General features: G+C 69.2%; 21 protein-coding genes. 15 read left to right on the plus strand and 6 right to left on the minus strand.

Annotated elements, in window-relative coordinates; all coding sequences use genetic code 11:
- Positions 1 to 31: 31 nt before the first annotated feature.
- The 12 genes from ACLKM7_RS04545 (at position 32) to ACLKM7_RS04600 (ending at position 14,851) form a co-directional block, all read left to right on the plus strand.
- A complete protein-coding gene (locus ACLKM7_RS04545; protein ID WP_436445994.1) occupies positions 32 to 973 on the plus strand; it encodes a carbohydrate ABC transporter permease in 942 nt (313 codons plus the stop codon).
- 11 nt (positions 974 to 984) lie between these two features.
- Positions 985 to 1,878, plus strand: a complete 894-nt coding sequence (locus ACLKM7_RS04550; protein ID WP_436445974.1) for a carbohydrate ABC transporter permease — start codon at positions 985 to 987, stop codon at positions 1,876 to 1,878.
- Positions 1,875 to 3,821: a glycoside hydrolase family 127 protein gene (locus ACLKM7_RS04555; protein WP_436445975.1), complete on the plus strand. Its 1,947-nt coding sequence runs from the start codon at positions 1,875 to 1,877 to the stop codon at positions 3,819 to 3,821. Before ACLKM7_RS04550 ends, ACLKM7_RS04555 begins: the two co-directional genes overlap by 4 nt.
- A gap of 161 nt (positions 3,822 to 3,982) precedes the next feature.
- Positions 3,983 to 5,221, plus strand: a complete 1,239-nt coding sequence (locus tag ACLKM7_RS04560) for an MFS transporter (RefSeq protein WP_436445976.1) — start codon at positions 3,983 to 3,985, stop codon at positions 5,219 to 5,221.
- Positions 5,222 to 5,457: 236 nt separating this feature from the next.
- Positions 5,458 to 6,447: an ABC transporter substrate-binding protein gene (locus tag ACLKM7_RS04565; RefSeq protein ID WP_436445977.1), complete on the plus strand. Its 990-nt coding sequence runs from the start codon at positions 5,458 to 5,460 to the stop codon at positions 6,445 to 6,447.
- A 110-nt stretch (positions 6,448 to 6,557) separates the two neighbouring features.
- Entirely contained in the window at positions 6,558 to 8,102 is a 1,545-nt protein-coding gene (locus ACLKM7_RS04570) for a sugar ABC transporter ATP-binding protein (protein ID WP_436445978.1), read from the plus strand.
- Positions 8,099 to 9,172, plus strand: a complete 1,074-nt coding sequence (locus ACLKM7_RS04575) for an ABC transporter permease (RefSeq protein WP_436445979.1) — start codon at positions 8,099 to 8,101, stop codon at positions 9,170 to 9,172. Before ACLKM7_RS04570 ends, ACLKM7_RS04575 begins: the two co-directional genes overlap by 4 nt.
- Positions 9,169 to 10,188 carry an ABC transporter permease subunit gene (locus ACLKM7_RS04580; protein ID WP_436445980.1) on the plus strand — a complete coding sequence of 340 codons (1,020 nt, stop codon included), beginning with the start codon at positions 9,169 to 9,171 and terminating at the stop codon, positions 10,186 to 10,188. The genes ACLKM7_RS04575 and ACLKM7_RS04580 overlap by 4 nt, the downstream gene beginning before the upstream one ends.
- 49 nt (positions 10,189 to 10,237) lie before the next feature.
- Entirely contained in the window at positions 10,238 to 11,767 is a 1,530-nt protein-coding gene (locus tag ACLKM7_RS04585; RefSeq protein ID WP_436445981.1) for a sugar ABC transporter ATP-binding protein, read from the plus strand.
- Positions 11,764 to 12,777, plus strand: a complete 1,014-nt coding sequence (locus ACLKM7_RS04590) for a LacI family DNA-binding transcriptional regulator (protein ID WP_436445982.1) — start codon at positions 11,764 to 11,766, stop codon at positions 12,775 to 12,777. Before ACLKM7_RS04585 ends, ACLKM7_RS04590 begins: the two co-directional genes overlap by 4 nt.
- A gap of 315 nt (positions 12,778 to 13,092) precedes the next feature.
- The gene (locus ACLKM7_RS04595) at positions 13,093 to 13,467 is read left to right on the plus strand and encodes a PadR family transcriptional regulator (protein ID WP_436445983.1); all 375 of its coding nucleotides are present in this window, start codon (positions 13,093 to 13,095) and stop codon (positions 13,465 to 13,467) included.
- A 1-nt stretch (position 13,468) separates the two neighbouring features.
- Entirely contained in the window at positions 13,469 to 14,851 is a 1,383-nt protein-coding gene (locus tag ACLKM7_RS04600; protein ID WP_436445984.1) for a hypothetical protein, read from the plus strand.
- A gap of 112 nt (positions 14,852 to 14,963) precedes the next feature.
- Here the strand turns inward: ACLKM7_RS04600 and ACLKM7_RS04605 are convergent, their stop codons facing one another.
- The 3 genes from ACLKM7_RS04605 to ACLKM7_RS04615 are packed head-to-tail and all read right to left on the minus strand — an operon-like array spanning position 14,964 to position 16,855.
- Positions 14,964 to 15,992, minus strand: coding sequence for a glycosyltransferase (locus ACLKM7_RS04605; RefSeq protein ID WP_436445985.1), 1,029 nt, complete (start codon positions 15,990 to 15,992; stop codon positions 14,964 to 14,966).
- A gap of 53 nt (positions 15,993 to 16,045) precedes the next feature.
- Positions 16,046 to 16,390, minus strand: coding sequence for a sugar ABC transporter ATPase (locus tag ACLKM7_RS04610; protein WP_436445986.1), 345 nt, complete (start codon positions 16,388 to 16,390; stop codon positions 16,046 to 16,048).
- Positions 16,391 to 16,408: 18 nt separating this feature from the next.
- On the minus strand, positions 16,409 to 16,855 hold the full coding sequence (locus ACLKM7_RS04615; RefSeq protein WP_436445987.1) for a DUF6098 family protein: 447 nt from the start codon (positions 16,853 to 16,855) through the stop codon (positions 16,409 to 16,411).
- 247 nt (positions 16,856 to 17,102) lie between these two features.
- On the opposite strand from ACLKM7_RS04615, the gene ACLKM7_RS04620 reads away from it, so the two are divergent.
- Complete coding sequence (locus tag ACLKM7_RS04620; protein WP_436445988.1) at positions 17,103 to 18,185, plus strand: DNA polymerase IV; 1,083 nt, start codon at positions 17,103 to 17,105, stop codon at positions 18,183 to 18,185.
- Between the two features lie 13 nt (positions 18,186 to 18,198).
- Here the strand turns inward: ACLKM7_RS04620 and ACLKM7_RS04625 are convergent, their stop codons facing one another.
- Positions 18,199 to 19,722: a SulP family inorganic anion transporter gene (locus ACLKM7_RS04625; protein ID WP_436445989.1), complete on the minus strand. Its 1,524-nt coding sequence runs from the start codon at positions 19,720 to 19,722 to the stop codon at positions 18,199 to 18,201.
- Positions 19,723 to 19,900: 178 nt separating this feature from the next.
- On the opposite strand from ACLKM7_RS04625, the gene ACLKM7_RS04630 reads away from it, so the two are divergent.
- Positions 19,901 to 21,175, plus strand: a complete 1,275-nt coding sequence (locus tag ACLKM7_RS04630) for a glycosyltransferase (RefSeq protein WP_436445990.1) — start codon at positions 19,901 to 19,903, stop codon at positions 21,173 to 21,175.
- 61 nt (positions 21,176 to 21,236) lie between these two features.
- On the opposite strand, the gene ACLKM7_RS04635 is transcribed toward ACLKM7_RS04630, so the two are convergent.
- A complete protein-coding gene (locus ACLKM7_RS04635) occupies positions 21,237 to 21,539 on the minus strand; it encodes a hypothetical protein (RefSeq protein WP_436445991.1) in 303 nt (100 codons plus the stop codon).
- A 183-nt stretch (positions 21,540 to 21,722) separates the two neighbouring features.
- Positions 21,723 to 22,640: a DMT family transporter gene (locus tag ACLKM7_RS04640; protein ID WP_436445992.1), complete on the minus strand. Its 918-nt coding sequence runs from the start codon at positions 22,638 to 22,640 to the stop codon at positions 21,723 to 21,725.
- Here ACLKM7_RS04640 and ACLKM7_RS04645 point away from each other — a divergent pair.
- Complete coding sequence (locus ACLKM7_RS04645) at positions 22,639 to 24,051, plus strand: PLP-dependent aminotransferase family protein (protein ID WP_436445993.1); 1,413 nt, start codon at positions 22,639 to 22,641, stop codon at positions 24,049 to 24,051. The two genes, ACLKM7_RS04640 and ACLKM7_RS04645, sit on opposite strands and share 2 nt — an antisense overlap.
- Positions 24,052 to 24,134 lie beyond the last annotated feature (83 nt).

A 24,134-nucleotide genomic window follows, 5' to 3' on the forward strand; every position in this document is an offset into this window, starting at 1 on the left:
GGGCCACCACTCCACTCCCCCGGAGAACGACATGTCCACCGACACCCTGACCCCGTCGACGCGCGCGGCGAGCCCGCCGCCGGCGCCCGCAGCCAGACGCCGCACGCCCCGCGCGCGACGCGACGCCCTGCGCGGCTGGCTGTACGCCTCGCCCACCGTGCTGTTCGTGGTGTTCGTCTTCCTCGTGCCGCTGATGTTGGTACTGCAGATGTCGGCGTCCGACTGGCCGCTGCTGGCGGGCAACCGTGGCTGGAACCTGCCCCAGAACTACGTCGACGCGGTGGAGCACCGGCTGTTCTGGGACTCGATCTGGTTCACGCTGAAGTACACCGTCATCACGACGGTCCTGCTGATCGGCCTGGGCCTCGGACTCGCACTGCTGGTGCAGGAGTCCACGCGCTGGAAGTCGCTGCTGCGCACGTCGTTCCTGGTGCCGAGCGCACTCGGCCTGGCCTCGGCATCCCTCCTCTTCTACGTCCTCTACTCTCCTTACGCCGGCCCCTTCGCCGACCTCATGCAGGCGTGGGGCTTCACGTTCCTGGGCACGCCGGAGGGTGCGCTGTGGTCAACGGTGTTCCTCATCGTGTGGCGGTACGCCGGCTTCTACATGCTGCTCATGCTGGTCGGACTCCAGGCGATCCCCGATGACGTGTATGAGGCCGCGCGCATCGACGGCGCATCGACCTGGCAGACGTTCCGCAGCATCACGGTGCCGCTGCTTCGCCCGACGTTCGCACTGACGATCGTGCTCTGCGTCACAGGGTCACTGCTCGCGTTCGAGCAGTTCTACATCCTCACCAAGGGCGGCCCCGACAACAGCACCATGACGATCGTGCAGCTGATCTACAACGTCGCGTTCCAGGGACAGAACAACCTCGGCATCGCGGCCGCGCTGTCGGTCATCGTGCTGCTCGCCCTCATCGTCATCAACATATTCCAGCTGCGCGCCTTCCGCCGCGCCGACGAGGACTGAAGGAGCACGACATGACTGCACAGACCCTTCCCTCGGCAACGCGGCTCATCCGGACGCGCGCGCCGCGGCGACGTGGCCGGGGATCCGCCGCGCGCCTGGTATTCGGCATCCCGTATGCGGTCCTCACGACCGCGCTCGCGATCATCTTCCTCTACCCGCTCATCTGGACCGCGGTGTCTTCGGTGGCGCCGCGCGCCGGCACCAGCCAGCCCGAGGGCTGGGGACTGGGCAACTACGCGGCGCTGGCGGACTACCAGGCCGGCATCTGGGTGTACCTGGGCAACTCGACCTTCGTGGCCGTGGTGACAGTACTGCTCACCCTGGTCGTCTCGACGTTCGGCGGCTATGCGTTCGCGCGGTTCTCGTTCCCCGGTAAGAACCTGCTGTTCCTCACCGTCCTCGCGATCCTCATGGTGCCGTACGCGACGCTGCTGATTCCGCTCTACGTGATCCTCAGCGCAGTGGGGCTCAGCAACTCGCTTGTGGGTGTCGCGATCGTATTGACGATGTTCCAGCTGCCGTTCTCGATGTTCATGATGCGCATCTCGTTCGAATCGGTCCCGCGCGAACTCGACGAGGCCGCCATGGTCGACGGCGCCACGACTTTCGGAGCGCTGCGGCGCGTTCTCATCCCCGCGGTCAAGCCGGGACTCATCACCGTCGGCATGTTCGCATTCCTCGCGGCATGGAACGACTTCATGGCGCCGCTCATCCTCATCACCGATACGAACCGGATGACGCTGCCGTTGGCCGTGTCGAACCTCCGGGTGCAGGTGCAGGGCGTCATCGACTACGGCGCGACGGAGGCGGGAGTCGTCGTGCTCGCGCTCCCGTGCGTCGTCCTGTTCCTGGTGCTGCAGCGCCACTATGTCCGCGGATTCATGTCGGGAGCGTTCAAGGGATGACCATGCAGACCACCACGACGCAGCCCCAGGCTCCCGTCGCTCCCCTTCGCGGCGCGCGCCGGCCGCTCGGACAGGACGAAGTGCGCATCACCGGGGGCTTCTGGGGCAGGCGGCAGGGCGTCAACGGACGCCGGACCCTCGCGCACATCGAGGCGAAGCTGGAGTCGGAGGGGTGGCTCGGCAACTTCGACCTCGCTGCCGCGGGCACCCTGCCCGACGGCCGGCACGGGCGCGAGTTCGCCGACTCCGAGGTCTACAAGTACCTCGAGGCCCTCGCGTGGGAGATCGGCCGCACCGGCGACCCCGCGCTCGACCAGCGCTTCCGCGCGGTGGTGTCGCGCGTCGCAGCGGCGCAAGAGCCCGACGGCTACCTCAATACGATGTTCGGCCGATCTGGTCAGGGCGCGCGATGGTCGGCCCTGCAATGGGGCCACGAGCTGTACTGCCTCGGCCACCTCTTCCAGGCTGCCGTCGCCCGGGCCCGGACCCGCCCGGACGCCGACGACGGACTGCTCTCGATCGCACGGCGGGCCGCGGACCTCGTGTGCCGCGAGTTCGGACCCGACGGCAGAGACGGCATCTGCGGTCACGCCGAGGTCGAAGTGGGCCTCGCCGAGCTCTCCCGCGTCACAGGCGAACCCCGTTATCTCGAGCAGGCCCGGGTGTTCATCGAACGCCACGGCCGCGGAACCCTCGGCGATATCGAGTGGGGTCGCAGCTACTTCCAGGACGACGTGCCGGTGCGCGACGCCGAGGTGCTCCGCGGGCACGCGGTCCGCGCGAACTACCTGGCCGCAGGAGCCGCCGACGTCGCCGTCGACACCGACGACGATGCGCTGCTGGCGTCGCTGCGGAGCCAGTGGGACCGCACCGTGGCACGGCGCACGTACATCACCGGCGGCCAGGGCTCGCACCACCAGGACGAGGCATTCGGCGAGGACTGGGAGCTGCCCGCCGACCGGGCCTACTCCGAGACCTGCGCCGGCGTGGGCTCGATCATGTTCTCATGGCGCCTGCTCCTGACCGACGCCGCCGACGACGCCCGCTACGGCGACCTCATCGAGCGCACCCTCTACAACGTGATCGCGACCTCGCCCGCCCCTGACGGGTGCTCGTTCTTCTACGCGAACACCCTGCACCAGCGCGTCCCCGGGATCCCCGCCGACCCCGACGCGGTGTCTCCCCGCGCGTCGTCGTCGATGCGAGCGCCCTGGTTCGAGGTCTCGTGCTGCCCGCCGAACGTCGCCCGCACACTGGCCAGCCTCGACGCGTACGTCGCGACGGCCGATGCCGACGGCATCCAGCTGCACCAGTACACCCCTGCCGAGATCCGCACGACGCTCGCCGACGGCCGGATCATCGCCTTCGATGTCGAGACCGACTACCCGGCACGCGGCGCGATCCGGGTCATCCATCGAACGGATGCCGGTGCCCACGCGCCGTGGACGCTGTCGCTGCGCGTGCCGGCGTGGGCGACGGGGGCGCGCCTCCGCGTCGAGACCGCCGACGGCACCGAGGAACGTGAGGTGGAGACCGGGATGATCGAGGTGCGCCGGGCCTTCCGCTCGGGTGACGTCGTCGAACTGGATCTGCCCATGGCGCCGCGGCTGACCGCGCCGGACGCGCGCATCGACGCGGTCCGCGGTTGCCTTGCGGTCGAGCGCGGGCCCGAGGTGCTGGCGCTCGAGTCGGTCGACCTCTCACCTTCGGGCGTCGAAGATGTCGGGGTGGTGGCACTCGCGGCCGGCGCGGAGCCCGTCGAGCGCGACGGTCGAGTGTGGATCGATGTGGTCCGCCCTCCCGAGGGCGACGCGGCGTGGCCCTACCGTGACGCGGCGGGTCGACCCGCGCCTGCAGACCGCGCATCGGTGCCGTTGGTGGCATATCACGAGTGGGCCGAGCGTGGTCCGTCGACGATGCGAGTGTGGATCCCCGTGGCCTGACGGCGGCATCACGACGAGGCTGACTGCGTCCGGGCTTCGCCCAGGCTCCACCGGTAGACTGCGGGTGCCCATCCTCGATGTGCATCTACCTGTCTGCGCGCGTTCTCGCCCGGACAAGGCGGCACGAGTATCCCGCCGTCGGCGGCAGAAAGCCCCAGAAGATGCACACCACCACACTCGCCGCACCCTCGGCGACACAGCGTCCGAGTCTCATTCGCGAGGCCGGTTACGCGTACTTCCCGATCGCGCTGGTCGCACGTCTGCCGTTCGCGATGATGGTGGTCGGAATCCTGACCCTCGTCGTGTCGGCGCGCGGTTCACTGGCCCTCGGCGGCCTGACGAGCGCCATGACCGGGCTCGGCACGGCGCTCATCGGCCCGCTCCTCGGCGCCGCCGCCGATCGGTTCGGGCAGCGTCGCGTGCTGCTGGTCGCCGGCACGGTGAACAGCCTGCTGCTCGCCGTCATGGCGTGGCTGGCTTTCGCACCGGTGGCGGATGCCGCGCTCCTGGTGGTCGCGTTCTTCATCGGCGCCTCTATGCCTCAGGTGGCACCCCTCTCGCGCAGTCGTCTGGTCGGGATCATCGGCCGCTCCTATCCGAAGGACCGCCGCACGTCGGTCGTGAACGGCGCGATGGCGTACGAATCGGCGGCGGACGAGATCGTGTTCGTGTTCGGTCCGGTGATCGTCGGCCTGCTGGCCACGACGCTGAGCCCCGTCGCACCGGTCATCGGGGCAGCGGTGCTCGCGCTGGTGTTCGTCAGCGCGTTCGCGCTGCACCCCACGGCGGCGACCGCGGTCACCTCCCGCGGCGAACGCCCGGACCAGGCCCCGGCGCGCGAGCTCTTCCGGCTGCGCGTGCTCGCGCCGGTGGCCGGCGCCCTCGGTATGGGCCTGTTCTTCGGCGCGATGCTCACGTCGCTCACCGCCTTCATGGCCGAGCGGGGTGTGCCCGAGCAGGCCGGGCTCGTCTACGGGGCCATGGGGGTGGGCTCGGCGGCCCTCGCGCTCGGCGTCGCCCTCTTCCCGGCGCGCTTCACGCTGTCGGCCCGGTGGCTGACGTTCGCGGGGGTCCTCGTCGCCGGATCGGTAGCGCTGCCGTTCGTCGGCACCGTGGGCGGCATGACCCTGTGTCTGCTCGTCATCGGCATCGGTATCGGTCCGACTCTGGTGACGCAGTACAGTCTCGCGGCGGGTCACAGCCCACAGGGCCGCTCGGCGACGGTCATGACGATGCTCGGCTCGGCCGTCGTGGTCGGCCAGTCCGGGGCATCCGCGATCACCGGACTCGTGGCGGACTCGGCCGGCGCCGCCACGGCGCTGGGGGCACCGCTCATCGCGGCATTCGTCGTGCTCGCTGCGGGCGTGGCCAACGCCGTCGCGGCTCGCGTACCGCGCTGACGCTCTGCGCCGACGCGCTGCGTGCGGTTGGCAATGTGATCGCTCACTTCGCACTGAGCCCCTCGGCGCGTCAGCGTCGCGCTCGGTCACGGATTTGTCGCATGTTATCGGAATGTTACCGCTCACATCTTGCGGCGACCTGCAATGTGAAGGCTAACATTCGGAGCGCACCGCCTGACGGTGCACTGCACTGAGTGCCGGCGTCGATGCCGGAACCCGACGAGGAGGTTTGGGAAATGAAGAGCAAGGTTTTCGCAGGCATCGCGCTTCTGGGAGCGATGACCCTGGTGGCCACCGCATGCTCCAGCGGCGCTGGTGGTGACAGCGGCGATGGCGGTGGTGGCGGCGACGAAACCATCACCGTCGGCTTCGCGCAGACCGGATCTGAATCCGGCTGGCGCAGCGCCAACACGGAGTCGATGAAGACGGCGTTCAGCGAGGACGAGGGCTTCGAGCTGATCTTCAATGCCGCCGACAACGATCCGGCGGCGCAGATCTCGGCGGTCCGCGACTTCATCAGCCGTGGCGTCGACGCGATCGTGATCGCCCCCATCGTGGAAGACGGCTGGGACGACGTACTGCAGGAGGCGGCGGATGCAGGTATTCCGGTGATCCTCGAAGACCGCACCGTCACAGCGTCGGACGACCTCTACGAGGCGTGGGTCGGCCTGGACTTCACCAAGGAAGGCGTCATGGCCGGCGAATGGGCGGCCGAGACGTTCGGCGACACGCCCACCAAGATGGTCGTGCTCGAGGGCACTACGGGCTCGGCTCCGGCCAACGACCGCGCCGAAGGGTTCGCGCAAGCGGTCGAAGGCACCGGAATCGAGACCATCGATTCCCAGACCGGCGACTTCACGCGCGACGGCGGCAAGACCGTGATGGAGGGCTTCATCCAGAAGTACGGCATCGATGGCATCGACCTGCTGTACGCGCACAACGACGACATGGCGCTGGGCGCGATCGAGGCCATCGAGGCTGCCGGCGGCGTTCCCGGCCAGGACATCCAGATCGTCTCGATCGACGCGGTCAAGGACGGCATGCAGGCACTCATCGACGGCAAGATCAACTACATCGTCGAGTGCAACCCGCTGCTCGGTGACCTCGCGGCCGGCCTCGTGCGCGACGTCCTCGCCGGCGAGGACGTCGAGAAGACGCACTTCGTGGAAGACCAGACGTTCACTCAGGAGCAGGCCGCCGAAGTCATCGACTCGCGCGCCTACTGAGCCGAGCGGCGCGTCTGCCGTGATCTCCCGGATCACGGCAGACGCGCCCGAGGCGACGGCTCCACGGCCGCCGCCCGCAGTCCGCCACCTCGACACACGAAAGCAGCCGCATGTCCGCCTCAGCGCTGACCCTCGAGCCACCACCCGTCGTCGCTATGCGGGGCATCACCGTCCGATTCCCCGGAGTCCGCGCTCTCGATGACGTGGACTTCACCCTCCGCCCGGGTGAGGTGCACTCGCTGATGGGCGAGAACGGAGCGGGCAAGTCCACCCTCATCAAGGCACTCACAGGTGTCTACGCGGTGGATGCCGGAACCATCACGGTCGACGGGGCCTCGCACGCGTTCACGACCGCCGCTGATGCGCAGCACGCAGGTATCTCGACGGTCTACCAAGAGGTCAACCTCTGTGCGAACCTCTCCGTCGGCGAGAACGTCATGCTCGGACACGAGCCGCGGCGCGGCGCATCCATCGACTGGGCGGCCGCGCATCGCCGCGCCGCGGAGCAACTGGCGAGCCTTGGCCTCCACGTCGATACCCGTTCGATTCTGGCCAGCCACTCCCTCGCCATCCAGCAGCTCGTCGCGATCGCTCGCGCGATGGTGCTCGACGCGAAGGTGCTGGTGCTCGACGAGCCCACCTCGAGCCTGGACCGAGGCGAGGTGGAGCAGTTGTTCGCCGTTGTCCGCGGCCTGCGCAACCGGGGGGTCGCCATCCTGTTCGTGAGCCACTTCCTCGACCAGGTGTACGAGATCTCCGACCGCATCACGGTGCTTCGCAACGGCAGGCTCGTCGGCGAGCGTCTCGCTGCCGAGCTGCCGCGCGAGGCGCTGGTCAGCCTCATGCTGGGGCGCGAGCTCGCCGACCTTGAGGCGATCTCGGAGTCGTCCGAGCGAGAAATCGACCGAACGGTCACACCCGTCCTCCGGGCGCAAGGGATCGGCCGCCGCGGCGCGCTCGCCCCGTCCGACATCGACGTGTATCCCGGCGAGGTCGTCGGGCTCGCGGGGCTCCTCGGATCTGGGCGCACCGAGCTCGTCCGCCTGCTCTACGGTGCGGACCGCGCCGAGACCGGCACCATCGAGATCGACGGACGCACTTCGCGCATCTCGACCCCGCGCCATGCCATCGACAGACGCATCGCGTTCTCGTCCGAGGACCGCCGCGCCGAAGGCATCATCGCCGACCTCACGGTCGCCGAGAACATGGTGCTCGGCATCCAGGCGAAGCGCGGCTGGCTTCGCAAGGTGAGTCGTAGCGAGCAGGACGAGGTCGTGCGCGAATACATGACGGCACTCGGCATCCGTCCGGCCGACCCGAACGCGCTCGTCCGCAACCTCTCGGGCGGCAATCAGCAGAAGGTGCTGCTGGCGCGCTGGCTGGCCACGGCGCCGGAGCTGATCATCCTCGACGAGCCGACGCGCGGCATCGACGTCGGCGCCAAGGCAGACATCCAGCGCAAAGTCGCGGAACTGTCGGCGCAGGGACTTGCCGTCGTCTTCATCTCCTCCGAACTCGAAGAGGTGCTTCGATTGGCTCAGCGCGTCATCGTCATGCGCGACCGCCGGCGCGTCGGCGAACTGGACTCCCGCGAAGCCGACCTCGACCGACTCATCGACAACATCGCCAACGACGGCGAAGGGAGGGCAGCGTGAAGAAGCTCGTCAGACATCGGCTGTTCTGGCCGATTGCGGCACTGATCGCGCTGATCGTCGTGAACACGATCGCCCGGCCGCAGTTCATCGGGATCACACTCCGTAATGGTCAGCTGTACGGCCCGCTCATCGACATCCTGCGCAACAGCGCGCCGCTCATGCTGGTGGCCCTCGGCATGACGATCGTCATCGCCACACGCGGCATCGACCTGTCGGTCGGGGCGATCATGGCCGTCTCGGGCGCGGTGGCGCTGACGATCATCGATTCGTCCTCCGATCCGGGCGGCTTGGGCACCGTCGCGATCGCCCTGGTCACGGCGCTGCTTGTCGCCCTGGTGCTCGGCGCCTGGAACGGTCTGCTCGTGTCGGTCGTCGGCATCCAGCCCATCATCGCGACGCTCGTGCTCATGCTCGCCGGGCGGGGCGTCGCGCTTCTGATCACCGACGGCTTCATCACGACCGTGACCAGCGCCCCGTACAAGTTCATCGCCACCGGCTACGTGCTCGCCCTGCCCTTCGCACTGTTCATCGCGGCCGCGGCCATCGCCGTCATCGCTCTCGTCGAGCGGCGCACGGCGCTGGGCGTCCTCACCGAGGCCGTCGGCATCAACCCCGAGGCCAGCCGGCTCGCCGGCGTGAGGGCGAAGGGCATCGTCTTCGGCGCCTACGTCGCCAGCGGCGTGCTGGCGGGGCTGGCCGGCATCCTCTACAGCTCCAACATCATGGCAGCCGACGCCAACGCCTCAGGCCTCTACATCGAGCTGTACGCGATCCTCGCCGTCGTGCTGGGAGGCACCTCCCTGATGGGCGGGAAGTTCACCATCGCCGGAACGGTGGTGGGCGTCTTCACCATTCAGACCCTCGAATCCACCATCCTCTTCCTCGGCGTCCCGTCGGCGCAGGCGCCGGTGTTCTTCGCCGCCGTCGTCGTCGTCGTGGTGCTCGTGCAGTCGCCTCAGCTGCATCGCTTCATGCGCGGGCTGACGACGCGGCGACGCGACGATTCGGACAGAACGGATGCCGGTCCCCCAGCACCGGCGCACACCCAGACAGAGGCGGTGTCACGATGACGATCCTGCACGAGAGCACCGGCGCCGCCCAGGGCCTGGCGTCGCGATATCGCACCTTCATGAGCCGGCACGCCGGCCTCATGCCCACCCTGGCTGCCGTAGTGATCCTGCTGGTCCTGCTGATCGGCGCGCAGATCGCGTTCGGCAACTTCATCGCCCCGCGCAACCTGTCGGCACTGCTGCTGAACAACGCCTACCTCGTCGTGCTCGCCGTGGGCATGACATTCGTGATCCTCACCGGCGGAATCGACCTTTCCGTCGGGTCGGTCATGGCGTTCACCGGCATCCTCTGCGCGAAGCTGCTGTCGGAGGGATTGCCGGCGATCGTCGCGATCCCCGTCATGATCGCCGGTGGTGCGGCGATCGGACTGCTGATCGGAATACTCGTCCAGTACTTCGGAGTGCAGCCGTTCATCGCCTCGCTCGCGGGCTTGTTCCTTGCGCGCGGCCTGGCGTTCGTGGTGAGCCTGTCGTCGATCAAGGTCGAGGATCCGGTGGTGCTCTGGCTGCAGCGCACACGGTTCACCGTCGGCGACTGGTATCTCACGCCCACCGGCATCCTCGCGCTGCTGACCGTCGCGATCGCGACCTTCGTGCTGCAGTGGACTCGTTTCGGGCGCACCGTGTACGCGATCGGCGGGAACGAGCAGTCCGCGCGACTCATGGGCTTGCCCGTGACGCGCACGAAAGTGCTCGTGTACGTCATCAGCGGCGCGTGCAGCGGAGTGGCCGGACTCGTGCTCACGGCGTTCTCAGGAGCCGGCTACCCGCTCAACGGTGTCGGCACAGAGCTCGACGCGATCGCCGCGGTCGTCATCGGCGGCACGATCCTCACCGGGGGCAGCGGCTATGTCATCGGCTCGCTCATCGGCGTCCTCGTGTACGGGGTCATCAAGACGATCATCGCGTTCGAAGGGGCGGACCCGTCGTGGACCCGCATCGTCATCGGAGCACTGCTGCTGATCTTCATCGTGATCCAGCGGGTGATCGTCGCCCGCTCCGAGCGCCGACGATGAGGTCACGACCGTGAGCGGAGCCGCTCGTGCGTCACGCCATAATGGCGGAATGGACGAGCGGCGTCCGCTCCTGGAGATCGCCGGGGCGACAGTGCGGTACGGCGCTGAGACGGCGCTCGACGCCGTCGACTTCCGGGTTTTCGGGGGCGAGGTCCACTCGCTGATGGGCGAGAACGGAGCCGGGAAGTCGACGCTCATCAAGGCCCTCACCGGCGCACTGCACCCTGACGAGGGAACGATCATCCTGGCCGGGCGTGCCGTCCGCTTCGCCGGCACCGCCGACGCGCTGGCCGCGGGCATCAGTGCGGTGTACCAGGAGATAGACCTGCTGCCGAACATGTCGGTGGCCGAGAACATCTGTCTCGGCCGCGAGCCGCGCAGGTTCGGACTCATCGACGGTGCCGCGATGCGGCGGCGCGCCACGGAGGTGCTCGACGGTCTGGGCGTGTCGATCGACCCCTCGTCCCGGCTCCGCAGCCACTCGCTGGCGATCCAGCAGCTCGTGGCGATCGCGCGCGCGATCTCGGTCGACGCGAAGGTGCTCGTCCTCGACGAACCCACCTCCAGCCTCGACGTCGACGAGGTCGCGGAGCTTTTCCGCGTCATCCGCGACCTCAAAGAGCGCGGGGTCGCCATCGTCTTCATCTCGCACTTCCTCGACCAGGTGTACGAGATCGCCGACCGCATCACCGTACTGCGCAACGGGCGTCTCATCGGTGAGTACCTGCCAGGCGAGCTCCTGCGCATCGATCTCGTTGAAAAGATGCTCGGACGCCGGGTCGCCGAACTGGGCGTGCGGCTCGCCGCCGACTCTCCGGACGAGGGGGCGGGAGCACTCCTCGAGGCGCGCGGTGTCACCTCAGCGCCCGGTATCGCCGACGCCGATCTCGATCTGCGCGAGGGCGACGTCGTGGGACTGGCCGGCCTGCTCGGATCGGGAAGGTCGGAGCTCGCACGCGCCTTGACCGGCGTGGACAGGCTCGACGCGGGCATCATCCGCATCGGCGGCGACGCGACAGACCTGGGGACTCCCCGGCGTGCGATCAGGCTCGGGGTCGTCTACTCGTCCGAGAACAGGCGCACCGAGGGCATCATCGGCGACCTCAGCGTGCAGGACAACATCACGCTGGCCCTCCAAGCCGAGCGCGGGGTGCTCCGGCGCATGCGCGCGCAGCGCCGGAGGGAGCTCGCGCGCAGCTGGATCGAGGCTCTCGACATCCGCCCCGCCGACCCCGATCGCGCGGCGGGCACCCTCTCAGGCGGCAACCAGCAGAAGGTGCTCCTGGCACGTCTGCTCGCGCTGTCGCCGCGCGTGCTTGTGCTCGACGAGCCGACGCGCGGTATCGACGTGGGCGCCAAAGTCGAGATCCAGAACCTCGTCGGCGAGCTGGCGGACAATGGCTTGTCGGTCGTCTTCATCTCGGCCGAACTCGAGGAGGTGCTGCGCGTCGCCTCACGCGTGGCGATCCTTCGGTCAGGGCGCGTGGTCGATACTGTGCCTTCGGAGAGTCTGACCGTGGACTCCCTGCTGGCGATGGTCGCCCAGGCGGACGAGACCGGCAGCGAGGAGAGCGCGTGACCGACGACAAGCCGGCACGCACGGCGAACATCTTCGATGTCGCCCGCCTCGCGGGGGTTTCACACCAGACGGTGTCGCGGGTGCTCAACGACCTTCCGAATGTACGGCCCGCCACGCGTGCCCGTGTGGAGCAGGCGATCGCACAACTGCGCTACAGACCTTCTCCCGCAGCCCGGGCTCTCGTGACGCGCCGGACACGCACCATCGGACTGCTCTCTCCGGGCGTCGCCGACTACGGCCCGACGTCGATCGCCATGCACTTCACCATCGCCGCGCGCGGAGAGCGGTACAACGTCGAGACCGTCACCGCCCTCGACGCCGACCCTGGCCACGTGCGGGATGCGGTCGAGGGTCTGCTCCGTCAGCGTGTGGACGCGATCGTGCTCATCGTGGTCGATGTCGAGGTGCTCGAGGCCGTGCAGGCTCTCGATCTCGGGGTGCCTCTGGTCGCAGTCGCCGCGACGGCCCGCCGAAGCCCGTTGATCGTGTCGATCGATCAGTACCGCGGCGCCCGCGCAGCCGTGCGCCACCTCGTAGAGCTCGGGCACACCCGCATCCACCACCTCGCCGGCCCCTCCCGAGCGCCAGACGCTCTCGAGCGCACGCGAGGCTGGCGAGACGAACTCATCGCCCAGCGGCTCGAGGTGCCCCCCGCCGTCGCCGGCGACTGGTCTGCCGCAAGCGGATTCCAGGTGGGGCGCGCCCTGGACCTCGCCGCGGGTTCGGCGGTGTTCGCTGCGAACGATGCGATGGCCATCGGTTTGCTGTCGGCACTCCGCGAGCGCGGGCTCGGCGTCCCGGACGACGTCAGCGTCGTGGGGTTCGACGACGTCCCGGAAGCCGGATACCTCTACCCGCCGCTGACGACCGTCCGGCAGGAGTTCGCCGCCCTCGGGCAGCTCATCATGCAGAAGGTGCTCGTCGCCCTCGAGGAGCCTGATGGCATCACCGAGGACACGCCGCTGGCGACGCACCTGATCATCCGCCACTCCACGGCCGCGCCCCGCTGAGCCCGGAACATTCCTGCACGATGAAGGCCTCCCGACAGCATCGCGCGGCAGACGGTCTTCCAGCCCGAGCTCGTCGTCCGCCCCCGACCCGCCCGCGCTGACCGCCGGCGTTCGCGAGGCGTGCACAAAATCGGAGTGTTCGGTCGACACGCCGGCTCCGGGGGCGGTCACCCGGCGTGTCGGTCAGAGTCTCCGATTCTGTGCTCCCCGCGACGCAGCCGTCAGCCTCCGGCGTCCCACGAGAAGCTTCGGCGGGGGCGCCGTGATACCTTGTACCTCTACGTACCTGACAGATCTAGGTATAGGAGCGTTCGCATGAAGATCGGCAAAGACCTGGTCGCCGCCGCCGCGACCCCGATGGTGCTCGGCATCCTCGCCGAGGGCGAGTCGTACGGCTACGCCATCCTGCAACGCGTGAGCGAGCTGTCTGACGGCGAGCTGGAGTGGAGCGATGGGATGCTGTACCCCCTGCTTCACCGCCTCGAGCGACTCGGCCACGTCGAGGCCACGTGGGGCGCCTCCCCCACCGGCCGCCCGCGAAAGCACTACCGGCTGAGCGCCTCGGGCACCGCGGCGTTCGCGGAGCAGCGTCGGCAGTGGCGGGTCGTGAGCACGGCGCTGCAGCGCGTCTGGAGTGACCGCGATGGCGGCAGCGCTTTCGCCGGCGCCCCCGCGCTCGGAGGTGCCTGACATGACCGGCGACCTGGACCCGCTCGTCGAGGAGCAGATCACGACGTGGCGCGAGTACGTGTCACGGCGCGACGCGATCGACGGCCGCGACGTCGACGAGCTCGAAGACCACCTGCGCGGTCAGATCGGCCGGCTCGAGGCATCCGGTCTCGCTCCCGACGAGGCGTTCCTCGTCGGCGTCAAGCGGCTCGGCGCACTCGACGATCTCTCACGCGAGTTCGCCCGCGAACATTCAGAGCGGCTGTGGAAGCAGCTCATGTTCGCGGACGCGCCGGCCCAGCCCCGCGGGCGCTCGCTGTGGCTGGCGCTCGGTCTCGCCGTCGGGGCCGGTCTGGCCATCAAGGCTCCCGCGCTCTTCGGCATCGACTGGGCCTCGGACGGCGCCTTCTACGCGCGCTTCGCGGCGGTGCTGGTGCTGCCGTTCCTCGCGGCGTACTTCCTGGTGAGACGGCACGCCTCGGTGCGGACGACCGTCATCGTCGGGGTGCCGTTCGCGCTCACCGCCGTGGTCATGGCGGTGTATCCGTTCGCTCCCGACGGGGCGACGCTGTTCCTGGCGGCGCTCCACGCCGTCGTGCTGCTGTGGCTCGTCACGGGCATCGCCTACGTCAACGGTGCGGTGCGATCGGGACGAGCGCGCATGGACTTCATCCGGTTCACCGGCGAGTGGTTCGTGTACTTCGTGCTCATCGCCCTCGGTGGCGCCGTGCTCATCGGGCTCACGGTCGCGGTGTTCGCTGCGATCGACCTCGACGCGAGTCGCTTCGTCGCCGACTGGCTGCTGCCCTGTGGCGCCGCAGGAGCGATCATCGTCGCGGCCTGGCTCGTCGAGGCGAAGCAGAGCGTGATCGAGAACATCGCACCCGTGCTGACGCGGCTGTTCACACCGCTCTTCACGCTCCTGCTGCTGGCGTTCATCGTCGCCGGGTTCCTGCAGGGCAATCTGGTCGACGCCGGCGGCGACGCGCCGGAGGTGTTCGGTCAGCGCGACCTGCTGATCCTGTTCGACATCGTGCTGGTGGTCGTGCTCGCGCTGCTGCTCTACTCGCAGTCGGCCCGTGAGCCGCTGGCCCCGGCGTCGTGGTTCGATCGCATGCAGCTCGTGATGATCGCCGCAGCGCTCGTCGTCGACATCATGGTGCTCGTCGCGATGGTCGGCCGCATCGCCGAGTTCGGTGCAAGCCCGAACAAGCTCGCATCGCTGGGCTTGAACATCATCCTGGTCGCCAATCTCGCGGGCGCCGGCTGGCTGCAGCTGCGGTTCGTGACGAACCGCACACCGTTCGACCGGCTCGAACGCTGGCAGACCGGCTATGTGCCGGTGTACCTCGCGTGGGCTGCCGTCGTGGTCGTGGCGTTCCCTCCGCTGTTCGGCTTCGTGTGAACGGGGACGGATGCCGCGGCCTGTGACCGCGGCATCCGCCGAGGCGTAGCCACCGTCGTCGGTCACCGAAATGGCGGTCGTCGCAGCGGACCGCTGCGTAGCCGAGGCTGCGTCAGAGACCGTCGGAGGCGAGCGATGGCGTGCGGAGTGCTTGGACGCTCGTGGCGCCGATGTGCGGTGTGCGCCCTGTCCAATGCGAGGCGATCACCTCGTCGAGCACGGCGTCCCAGCGGGCGAGGAAGGCGCCGAGGCCATAGCGAGCGAGCACGTGCCGGCGCGCCTCGAGCCCTACCTCTCGAGCCATCTCGGGATCGGCGAGGAACGCGCGTACGGCGCGGCGCAGATCGTCGACGTCTGTCGAGATGACGCCGGCGCCCGGCGGCACGGCTCGCACGACCTCGGTCGTCGCCAGCGCCACGACGGGCATGGCGAGGTGCATCGCTTCGAGGAGCGACAGACCGAGGGAAGTCCAGCGGAAGGGGTGCAGGTAGACCCGGCGACGAGCCAGCTCGGGGTGCAGCCGGGACGGCGGGAGGTCTCCGGCCGCGACGACCCCATGCTCTCCGGGGAACGCGGCGTGGAGCCGCTCGCCGCCCATCCCGAACACGTCCACCGGCGCCTCCCGTGCGAACGCCGGCAGCAGGTCGGTTCCCGTCGCACGCCAGCGGCGCACGGGCTCGTTGACGACCACGCCGATCCGCTCCAGCTCGCCCGTGTAGAGGGCGCCGGGATCGGGCACCCCGTGCTCGACGACGTGTGTCGGCGCCAGCCCGCTGTCCCAGAACAGCCGGTTGAAGTGCGTCACGTGGACGATCGGCACCTCGTCCTGGCCGGAAAGCGGATGCACGCACGTGCCCGGACCCGGTGTGTTGTGCTCGAGGTACACGGCGGGGACATCCCGCCCCGGGACCATCCCGGTGAGCAGCTGCACCTTGGCCGCTTCCTCCGGATTCTGCAGCACCACGACGTCGACGTGCTCGTCGCGCAGGCTCTCGGCGGCGACCTCTCGTGCTCGCGACCAGCCCCACGCGCTCGGGCCCGGAAGGTCAACGCCCGGCTCGACCGGCATCAGGTACTCGTGATCGCCCCGCACGAAGGCATCCGTGTAGGCGCCGTGGACCGGCCATATGAGGATCCTCAAGGCCTCACCTCCCCCACCTCTGCCGCTGCAACCCGTTCCGCGCCTGCCACCCGTCAGAGATCCTCGGGCGCAAGGTCGCCCTGGCCTTCGTCCCCCAGTTCGGCCTCTTCGGGGGACATGCCCTGTGTCTCGGGCTGCCGGCCTTCGCCGGGCAGATCGGCGGCGGGCACCTCGTCGTCGTCGGCAGGAAGCTGGGCCGGATCGTCTCCCGTCGCCGTCGCGGTGTCGAACTCGTCCGCAGGCACGCCCGCGTCTACGGCTTCGGTGCGGTCCCAGTCCGCCTGCGCCGGGTCGCGCGTCGGATCCGGCTCGATGGACGTGTCGTTGTCGCGCACCGGTTGCACTCCGGGCTGCCCGTCGGGCGCCGGCGGCACCTCGGGAGGAAGGGTGTCAGACATTCTCGGTGGTCCTCTCTGTCAGTCTTCCGGTCCCCGGCCCGCGCGGAAGCGGGCCTTGTACCGGCGGTCGGCTTCTTCGAGCAGCTGGTCGTCCAGCCGCGCGATCGGGCTCACCTCGCGCAGCAGCGGCTCGCAGTCGGGACCCCGCCCCACCTCCACGCCGGTGAGCACCCACGCGAACCGGTCGGGGTTCTTCTCCTGCAGCTCCCGGTACTGACACACCTGGCGTGCCAGCCAGTCCTCGAGCGGCCGCGTCCACCACTCCTCGGGGTGAAGAGGGTTGACCGACAGCCCCGGCAGCGTGAGCCCGCTCTCGGTGTCGACGCTGCTGTCGCGGTCCCGCTCAGGCCCCTCGCTGTAGCGCACGTACACCCGTTCGTGACTGCGCACGACATCGACCAGCTCGGCGAGCGTCGTGATCGCTGCGGTCAGCGTCTCGCTGGCGAACAGTCCGCCGACGGCCATCCCGACTCCTTCCTCAGGGAAGGATCACGCTACGGATGCCGCGGCACCGGGTGCACGGGGGTTGACGGGCAGACGCGCCCCGTTGTACGAGGCCAGCGCCGCGGCATCCGTGCACAGAATCGGAGGTTGCGAACGACACGCCGGTTCCGGATCCGCCTTCCCGGCGTGTCGGGCAGAGTCTCCGATTCTGTGCCCTGCAGCACCGAGGGCGCGTGACTCTGTCCGCCCAGCCGGGCAGACTGAGCGCATGTCATCGACGTCGCGCCGGAACTGGGTGCTGCACGTCGACCTCGACCAGTTCATCGCGGCGGTCGAGGTGCTGCGTCATCCGGAGCTCGCCGGCAAGCCCGTCATCGTGGGCGGTCGGGGCGACCCGACCGAGCGCGCCGTCGTGTCGACCGCATCGTACGAGGCCCGCGAGTTTGGAGTGGGATCCGGGATGCCGCTGCGCATCGCCGCGCGGAAGGTTCCGGACGCCGTGATCCTGCCCGTCGACCACGAGGCGTACAACGCCGCGTCCGAGCAGGTGATGGCGACGCTGCGTGCGCAGCCGGGAGCGGTGGTGCAGGTGCTCGGGTGGGACGAGGCGTTCGTCGGCGTCGAGACCGAGGATCCGGAGGGCTACGCGCGGCGGATGCAGCAGGCGGTACTCGATCGCACGCGATTGCACTGCAGCGTCGGAATCGGCGACACGCTCGTGCGTGCGAAGGTCGCAACCGGCTTCGGCAAGCCGCGCGGCATCTTCCGCCTGACCGCCGAGAACTGGCTCGATGTGATGGGCGAACGCCCGACGATCGACCTGTGGGGTGTCGGCTCCAAGGTGTCCAAGCGGCTGGCGGGTCTCGGCATCCCGACCGTGACACAGCTCGCGGCAGCCGACGAGGCCCCGCTCATCGGCGAGTTCGGCCCGAACATGGGCCTGTGGTACCGCCAACTGGGCCGCGGCGACGGCTCATCCGTCGTCGACGACACACCGTGGGTGCCCCGTGGTCACAGCAAGGAGACGACCTTTCAGGTCGACATCGTCGAACGGTCCCAGATTGAGGACGCCGCACGCACGCTCCTCGACCAGGTGCTCGACGAGGTCGCCGCCGACGCCCGGCCGGTCGTGGGCCTCGGGCTCAAGGTGCGTTACGCACCGTTCCTCACGAAGACGTTCACGAAGAAGATCCCGTCGACATCCGATCGAGATGTGGTCGTCGCCAAGGCGATGGAGCTCGTCGCGAAGATCGAACCGGACCGGCCGATCCGCCTGCTCGGCATGCGCGCCGAGATGGCGATGCCCGACGATGCCCGTGAGGGTCACACTCCGACGCGCAGCGGCTGGTGATCCGGGGCTGCCGTCAGTGCTCGCCGCCTAGACCGCCCGACAGACGGCCGTGGAAGCGCGTGGTGGCATCGTTCATGCCCTCGAGCACGACGTGCTTGCCCAACCTCTCGTACTTCGTCTGCACCGCGTCGAGCGCTGCAACCGTTGAGGCATCCCACACGTGCGATCGCGTCATGTCGATGATGACTCGGTCGGGATCGTGGGAGTACTCGAACTGGGTCGTCAAGTCATTGCTCGAGGCGAAGAAGAGCTCGCCGTCGACGGTGTAGCGCACGGTCGGCACCGGCTCGGCCTCATCGATCTGCCTGGTGACGGTGACGAAGTGCGCCACGCGCCGGGCGAACAGCACCATGGCCGCGATCACTCCGACGCCCACGCCGATCGCGAGGTTGTGCGTCCACACCGTGATGGCGACGGTGATGAGCATCACGATCGTCTCGCTCTTCGGCATCCGTCTCAGAGTCGACGGACGGATGCTGTGCCAGTCGAACGTCGCGACCGACACGACGATCATCACCGCGACGAGGGCCGCCATGGGGATGATCGCGACCACGTCGCCCAGCACGAGCACGAGGATCAGCAGGAACACGCCCGCGAGGAACGTCGAGATGCGGGTGCGGGCACCCGAGGCCTTCACGTTGATCATGGTCTGGCCGATCATGGCGCACCCGCCCATACCGCCGAACAGTCCCGACAGCACGTTCGCCGCGCCCTGGCCGAGCGCCTCGCGGGTCTTGCGAGAGTGCGTGTCGGTGATGTCGTCGACGAGCTTCGCCGTCATGAGCGACTCGAGCAGTCCGACCACGGCCATGGCAACGGCATACGGCGCGATGATCGCCAGGGTCTCGCCGGTGAGCGGGACGTTCGGGATGAACAGCTCGGGCAGACTCTGAGGCAGTTCGCCCTGGTCCCCCACCGTCGGCACGCTGATGCCGAACACCACCGCGGCGCCGGTCAGCAGCACGATCGCCACCAGCGGTGCCGGCACCACACGCGTGAGCCGTGGCATGAGATACATGATGAGCAGACCGATCCCGACCATGGGGTAGACGGCCCACGGCACCCAGATCAACTGCGGCACCTGCGCGACGAAGATGAGGATCGCCAGCGCGTTGACGAACCCCACCATCACGCTGCGGGGGATGAAGCGCATGAGCTTCGCCACGCCCAGCACGGCCAGCACGATCTGGATCAGACCGCCCAGCATCACGGTGGCGATGAAATAGTCCATCCCGTACTCGCGGGCCACCGGCGCGATGACCAGCGCGACAGCGCCCGTCGCGGCGGTGATCATCGCGGGGCGGCCGCCGAGGAATGCGATCGCGACGGCCATGATGAACGACGAGAACAGCCCGAGCCGGGGGTCGACGCCGGCGATGATCGAGAACGCGATCGCCTCGGGAATGAGCGCGATGGCGACGACGAGACCGGCGAGGACCTCGCGTGTCAGGAGGCGAGGACTGCGCAGCGCCTGCAGGACTGTGGGCTCGATGCGGTACCGCTCGGCTGCGTCGGGCGGCGGGATGACGGCGGTCATGGCACTCCTGGGGCGCGGGCATGCGGGCTCGCGCTCTGCGGGCACCTCTCCCATTGTCCGGTGTCGCGCATGTCGACTGCGCTCGGACTACTGCGCCCGGGGGCAGAGGACCTGTATGGTTCAGAGCGGAGTGCCGGGAAGCCTGGTCGGCGTCGATTCGACGTTGACGGAGGCATCCATGAAAGTACTCATCTTCACATTCGGCACGCGAGGCGATGTCGAGCCCTATGCCGCCCTGGCCGATCGGCTGGCACTCGAGGGGCACGATGCCGTCCTGGCGGCACCGGAGGCGTATCGGGACGCCGCCTCACCTGCCGTGGCGTTCGACCCCATTGCGACGGAGATGGATGCTGTCATGCGCGCCGGCATGGCAGGACTCAGGGGGCCGGCCCAAGCGCTGACCATCGCGCGGCGGATGTCGGCCGCGATGCGTCTGTCGCTCGACGAGCAATGGGCCGTCGCCCAGCGCGTCGAGCCGACCGTCATCGTCTCGCATCCCAAGGCGCTCGCGGGTCTCCACATCGCAGAGCGCCAGCACGTGCCGTTCGTCGCGTCCCTGCCGCTCCCGTTCCTCACCCCGACCGCGGCCTTCCCGGTGCCGTTCCTCTCACGCCCGCTTCCCGGGGCCCTCAACCGCTTCACGTACGAGTTCAATCGGTTCACCGCGATCGCCTACGGCGGCATGATCAATCGATTCCGCCGGGAACGTCTGGGCCTCACCCGCATGAGCCGCCTGAGCGACTACCTGCACGGTCCGGACGGCGCGCCGGTGCCCGTGCTCTACCCGTTCAGCCGGCACGTTGTGCCCGTGCCACCGGACTACCCCGCAACGGCGCACGTCACCGGCTACTGGTTCCGCGAGCGCGAGGAGGCGTGGCAACCTGCCGCCGGGCTCGAGGCCTTCGTGGCGAGCGACCGACCGGTGATCTACGTGGGTTTCGGGAGTATGGGCTTCGGCGCCAAGGCGGCTGAGCGCGGTCGCGTCGTGCTCGACGCGGCTCGCGAGGCCGGCGTGCGCGCTGTCGTCGCCACCGGATGGGGTGCTCTGGAAGCCGAGTCGTCCGAGGATGTGATGGTCGTGGATCACGTACCGCACGACTGGTTGTTCCCACGGGTGTCGGCGGTCGTCCACCACGGTGGCTCAGGCACAACTGCAGCGGGCCTCCGCGCCGGTCGGCCCACCCTCGTCTGCCCGGTGCTCGGCGATCAGCCGTTCTGGGGTCGCCGCGTGCATGAGCTCGGCGCGGGACCGCAGCCGCTGCCGTTGCGCCGAGCGAACGTGCCCCACCTCGCTGCGAGGATCCGCGATCTCGTCGGCGACCCGGCATACGCGACGTCCGCCGCAAAGATCGCGGCGGGCATCGCCTCGGAGGACGGCACGGGGCGCGCCGTGGCCGCGCTCGAGCAGATCGAGGCTCACTCCCGCACGCGTCGAGCACGTGGTGCCGCGTAGCGGGTTCCCGATGCTGCGGCAGGTTCGCCCGGGGCGTTTCGACGCGCGTGACCGGGCGGTCTCAGGCAGGAACGCGCTCGGCGCGCGGCGGACGGTGCGGGATCGGGACCGGACGTCGCGACGGAGACCGAGTGGATCTCTGGCTCACTCGGATGAGATCGTCCAGCACTTCCGCCGGAGACATGTAGTGCTCGGCGAGGCCGACGTCCCGCAGCCAGACGACGTCGTACTCCAGGTCGTCGATCTCGTACACGCAGCCCACGGTGTGCTGCGGATGGTCGCGCGGCACTGAATGATCCAGGATCACCCATTCGATCGCGGTGACCTTGCGCATCTCGAACCGGATGTTGCTCTCGTCAGACATGCTCGCCTCCGAATCTGGAAATCGTCCAGCGGAAGCACGCCGTCGCGTCGGATGAGGCACATCGCTGTGCACGGTCGCCCGAGAGGTGGGAAGTCCTGCGAAACTCCCGCCGCTCGCGCACGTCCGCCGGAAATGTCGTGTGACCAGGATACCAAGATCTCTGGCACTCGCCAGAGGAGAGTGCTAATCCGGTTTCGAACGAGTGCGCACCGCGAGGGCCGCGCAGCCGATGACCGCGAGCCCACCGATCGCGGTGGGCCATCCGATCCGCTCGTGCAGCAGAATTGCCGCCCACAGGATGCCGAGCACCGGCTGGACGAGTTGTACCTGGCTGACCTGAGCCATCGGTCCCATCGCGAGGCCGCGATACCAGGCGAAGAACCCGAGGAACATGCTCACGATCCCCAGGTAGGCGAAAGCGGCCCACTCGATCGGATCGGCGCGAGGCGGCTGCTGGGCGATCGCGACCATCGTGGCGCCGATCATGAGCGGCGCGGCAAGCACGAGCGCCCACGACACCGTCTGCCACGCGCCGAGCTCGCGCGCCAGGAGCCCGCCCTCGGCGTATCCGATGGCGCACGCGATGACCGCAAGGAACAGCAGCAGATCCGCCGCGCGGAGCTCAGCGATCCCGCCGTTCTGCAGTGCGGCGAAGAGGACGGCTGCTGCCGCGCCCAGGATCGCGAACACCCAGAACGAGCGGCGCGGCCGCTCCTTCGCGCGCAGAACCGCCATCGCGGCCGTCGCCGCGGGAAGCAGCCCGATGACGACGGCCGCATGGCTGGCCGGCGTCGTCGTCAGGGCGAAGGACGTGAGAAGCGGGAATCCGACCACGACTCCCGCGGCGACGATTGCGAGTCGGGCCCACTGCACCGCGCTGGGCAGGCGCTGCCGCGTGAGGGTGAGAGCGAGCGCGGCGAGCGCCGCGGCGATCACGGCGCGACCCGACCCGATGAACAGCGGCGACAGCCCGTCGACGGCGACACGAGTGAACGGAAGCGTGAACGAGAACGCGATGACCCCGACCAGACCCCATCCCAGGCCGGCGAGGCGTGGTAGCACGGGGTGGGTTTGATGAGTAGCGCTACTCTGTACTGTCATGGAGCAGGATAGCAGTGCCAGAATCGACGCCGGGTTGCGCGCGTGGATCGCGGCCGCCCCGCCGGGATCCCGGTTGCCGTCGAGTCGCAACCTGGTCGCGCAGTACGGGGCGAGTCCGGTCACCGTGCAGAAGGCGATGCGACGACTGGCGCAGGCCGGGCTCATCGAGAGCCGTCCAGGCGTCGGCACGTTCGTCCGCACACTCCGCTCCCCCCGCACGGCAGACCACGGCTGGCAGACTTCGGCCCTGGGCACGCCACCGGCGCGGGTGTCGGTGCTGTCGTCGACACAGCGGACCGTCGCTCCGGATGCGATCGGCCTTCACTCGGGGTATCCGGCATCCGATCTGCTTCCGGAACGGCTCGTGCGCACCGCGCTGGCGCGCGCTGCCCGCTCTCGTGCCGCGATCATGCGCTCGCCGGCAGCCGGAATGCCGGAACTGCAGGAGTGGTTCGCGGGCGAGCTCGCCGCCTCCACCCCCGCAGGCGTGATTCCGCCCTCGGCACGCGATGTCGTGATCACGTCGGGCAGCCAGGGCGGATTGTCGTCGATCTTCCGCGGGCTGGTGGGCCCGGGGCAGCCCCTGCTCATCGAGTCGCCGAGCTACTGGGGAGCGATGCTCGCCGCCGAGCAGACCGGGGCTGTGCTCGTCCCGGTGACGTCCGGCGCCGAGGGTCCCGACCCCGACGAGGTCGACCGAGCGCTGGCACGCACCGGTGCGCGCGTGTTCTACGCGCAGCCGACCTTCGCCAATCCCACGGGGGCCCGGTGGGCCGCCGACAACGCCCGGGCGATCCTCGAGGTGGTGCGGCGTCGCGGGGCGTTCCTCATCGAAGACGACTGGGCGCATGACCTGGCGATCGATGTCGGGCCGGCACCGCTCGCGTCCCACGATGACGAGGGTCACGTCATCTACCTTCGCTCGCTGACCAAGAGCGTCTCACCCGCCGTGCGGGTGGCGGCCCTGGTCGCGCGGGGTCCGGCACGCGATCGCATCCTCACCGACCGCGCGGCGGAGTCGATGTACGTCAGCGGAGTGTTGCAGTCCGCCGCACTCGACGTCGTCACACAGCCGGCCTGGCGCACCCACCTGCGCGGAGTCCGCCAGCAGCTGCGTGCTCGTCGCGATCTGCTGCTCGACAGCGTCCGCGCCCACGCGCCGTCCGCGCACATCGAGATCACCCCCGGCGGCGGGCTCAACCTGTGGGCGCGTCTACCCGACGGCACCGACACGGCGCTGCTCGTGCGCGAAGCAGAGGCACGAGGGCTCATCGTCGCGCCGGGCGGCGAGTGGTTCCCCGCGGAGCCGCCGGCGCCGTACATACGCCTCAACTACGCCGGCGAGGATCCTCGCCGGTTCCCGGAGGCGGCGCAGATCCTCGGCGAGGCGCTCGAGCACGTCGCTGGGTAGGTGGACCCGCGCCCGCCTACCCCGCGAGCTGCCCGCGCCGCCGGGTGAGGTAGGCGACCTCGGCGGAGTTGCCGGCGAGGTCG

Origin of the sequence: Microbacterium sp. I2 (assembly GCF_051364985.1) — a bacterium.
Taxonomy (GTDB): Bacteria; Actinomycetota; Actinomycetes; order Actinomycetales; family Microbacteriaceae; genus Microbacterium.

Bases quoted from the DNA above. Each gene is read 5' to 3' on its own strand.
- ACLKM7_RS04585 (WP_436445981.1), top strand. From the start codon at position 10,238: ATGGACGAGCGGCGTCCGCTCCTGGAGATCGCCGGGGCGACAGTGCGG.
- ACLKM7_RS04550 (WP_436445974.1), top strand. From the start codon at position 985: ATGACTGCACAGACCCTTCCCTCGGCAACGCGGCTCATCCGGACGCGC.
- ACLKM7_RS04580 (WP_436445980.1), top strand. From the start codon at position 9,169: ATGACGATCCTGCACGAGAGCACCGGCGCCGCCCAGGGCCTGGCGTCG.
- ACLKM7_RS04635 (WP_436445991.1), bottom strand. From the start codon at position 21,539: ATGTCTGACGAGAGCAACATCCGGTTCGAGATGCGCAAGGTCACCGCG.
- ACLKM7_RS04610 (WP_436445986.1), bottom strand. From the start codon at position 16,390: ATGTCTGACACCCTTCCTCCCGAGGTGCCGCCGGCGCCCGACGGGCAG.
- ACLKM7_RS04570 (WP_436445978.1), top strand. From the start codon at position 6,558: ATGTCCGCCTCAGCGCTGACCCTCGAGCCACCACCCGTCGTCGCTATG.
- ACLKM7_RS04625 (WP_436445989.1), bottom strand. From the start codon at position 19,722: ATGACCGCCGTCATCCCGCCGCCCGACGCAGCCGAGCGGTACCGCATC.
- ACLKM7_RS04645 (WP_436445993.1), top strand. From the start codon at position 22,639: ATGGAGCAGGATAGCAGTGCCAGAATCGACGCCGGGTTGCGCGCGTGG.
- ACLKM7_RS04630 (WP_436445990.1), top strand. From the start codon at position 19,901: ATGAAAGTACTCATCTTCACATTCGGCACGCGAGGCGATGTCGAGCCC.
- ACLKM7_RS04600 (WP_436445984.1), top strand. From the start codon at position 13,469: ATGACCGGCGACCTGGACCCGCTCGTCGAGGAGCAGATCACGACGTGG.
- ACLKM7_RS04595 (WP_436445983.1), top strand. From the start codon at position 13,093: ATGAAGATCGGCAAAGACCTGGTCGCCGCCGCCGCGACCCCGATGGTG.
- ACLKM7_RS04560 (WP_436445976.1), top strand. From the start codon at position 3,983: ATGCACACCACCACACTCGCCGCACCCTCGGCGACACAGCGTCCGAGT.
- ACLKM7_RS04565 (WP_436445977.1), top strand. From the start codon at position 5,458: ATGAAGAGCAAGGTTTTCGCAGGCATCGCGCTTCTGGGAGCGATGACC.
- ACLKM7_RS04555 (WP_436445975.1), top strand. From the start codon at position 1,875: ATGACCATGCAGACCACCACGACGCAGCCCCAGGCTCCCGTCGCTCCC.
- ACLKM7_RS04615 (WP_436445987.1), bottom strand. From the start codon at position 16,855: ATGGCCGTCGGCGGACTGTTCGCCAGCGAGACGCTGACCGCAGCGATC.
- ACLKM7_RS04640 (WP_436445992.1), bottom strand. From the start codon at position 22,640: ATGACAGTACAGAGTAGCGCTACTCATCAAACCCACCCCGTGCTACCA.
- ACLKM7_RS04545 (WP_436445994.1), top strand. From the start codon at position 32: ATGTCCACCGACACCCTGACCCCGTCGACGCGCGCGGCGAGCCCGCCG.
- ACLKM7_RS04620 (WP_436445988.1), top strand. From the start codon at position 17,103: ATGTCATCGACGTCGCGCCGGAACTGGGTGCTGCACGTCGACCTCGAC.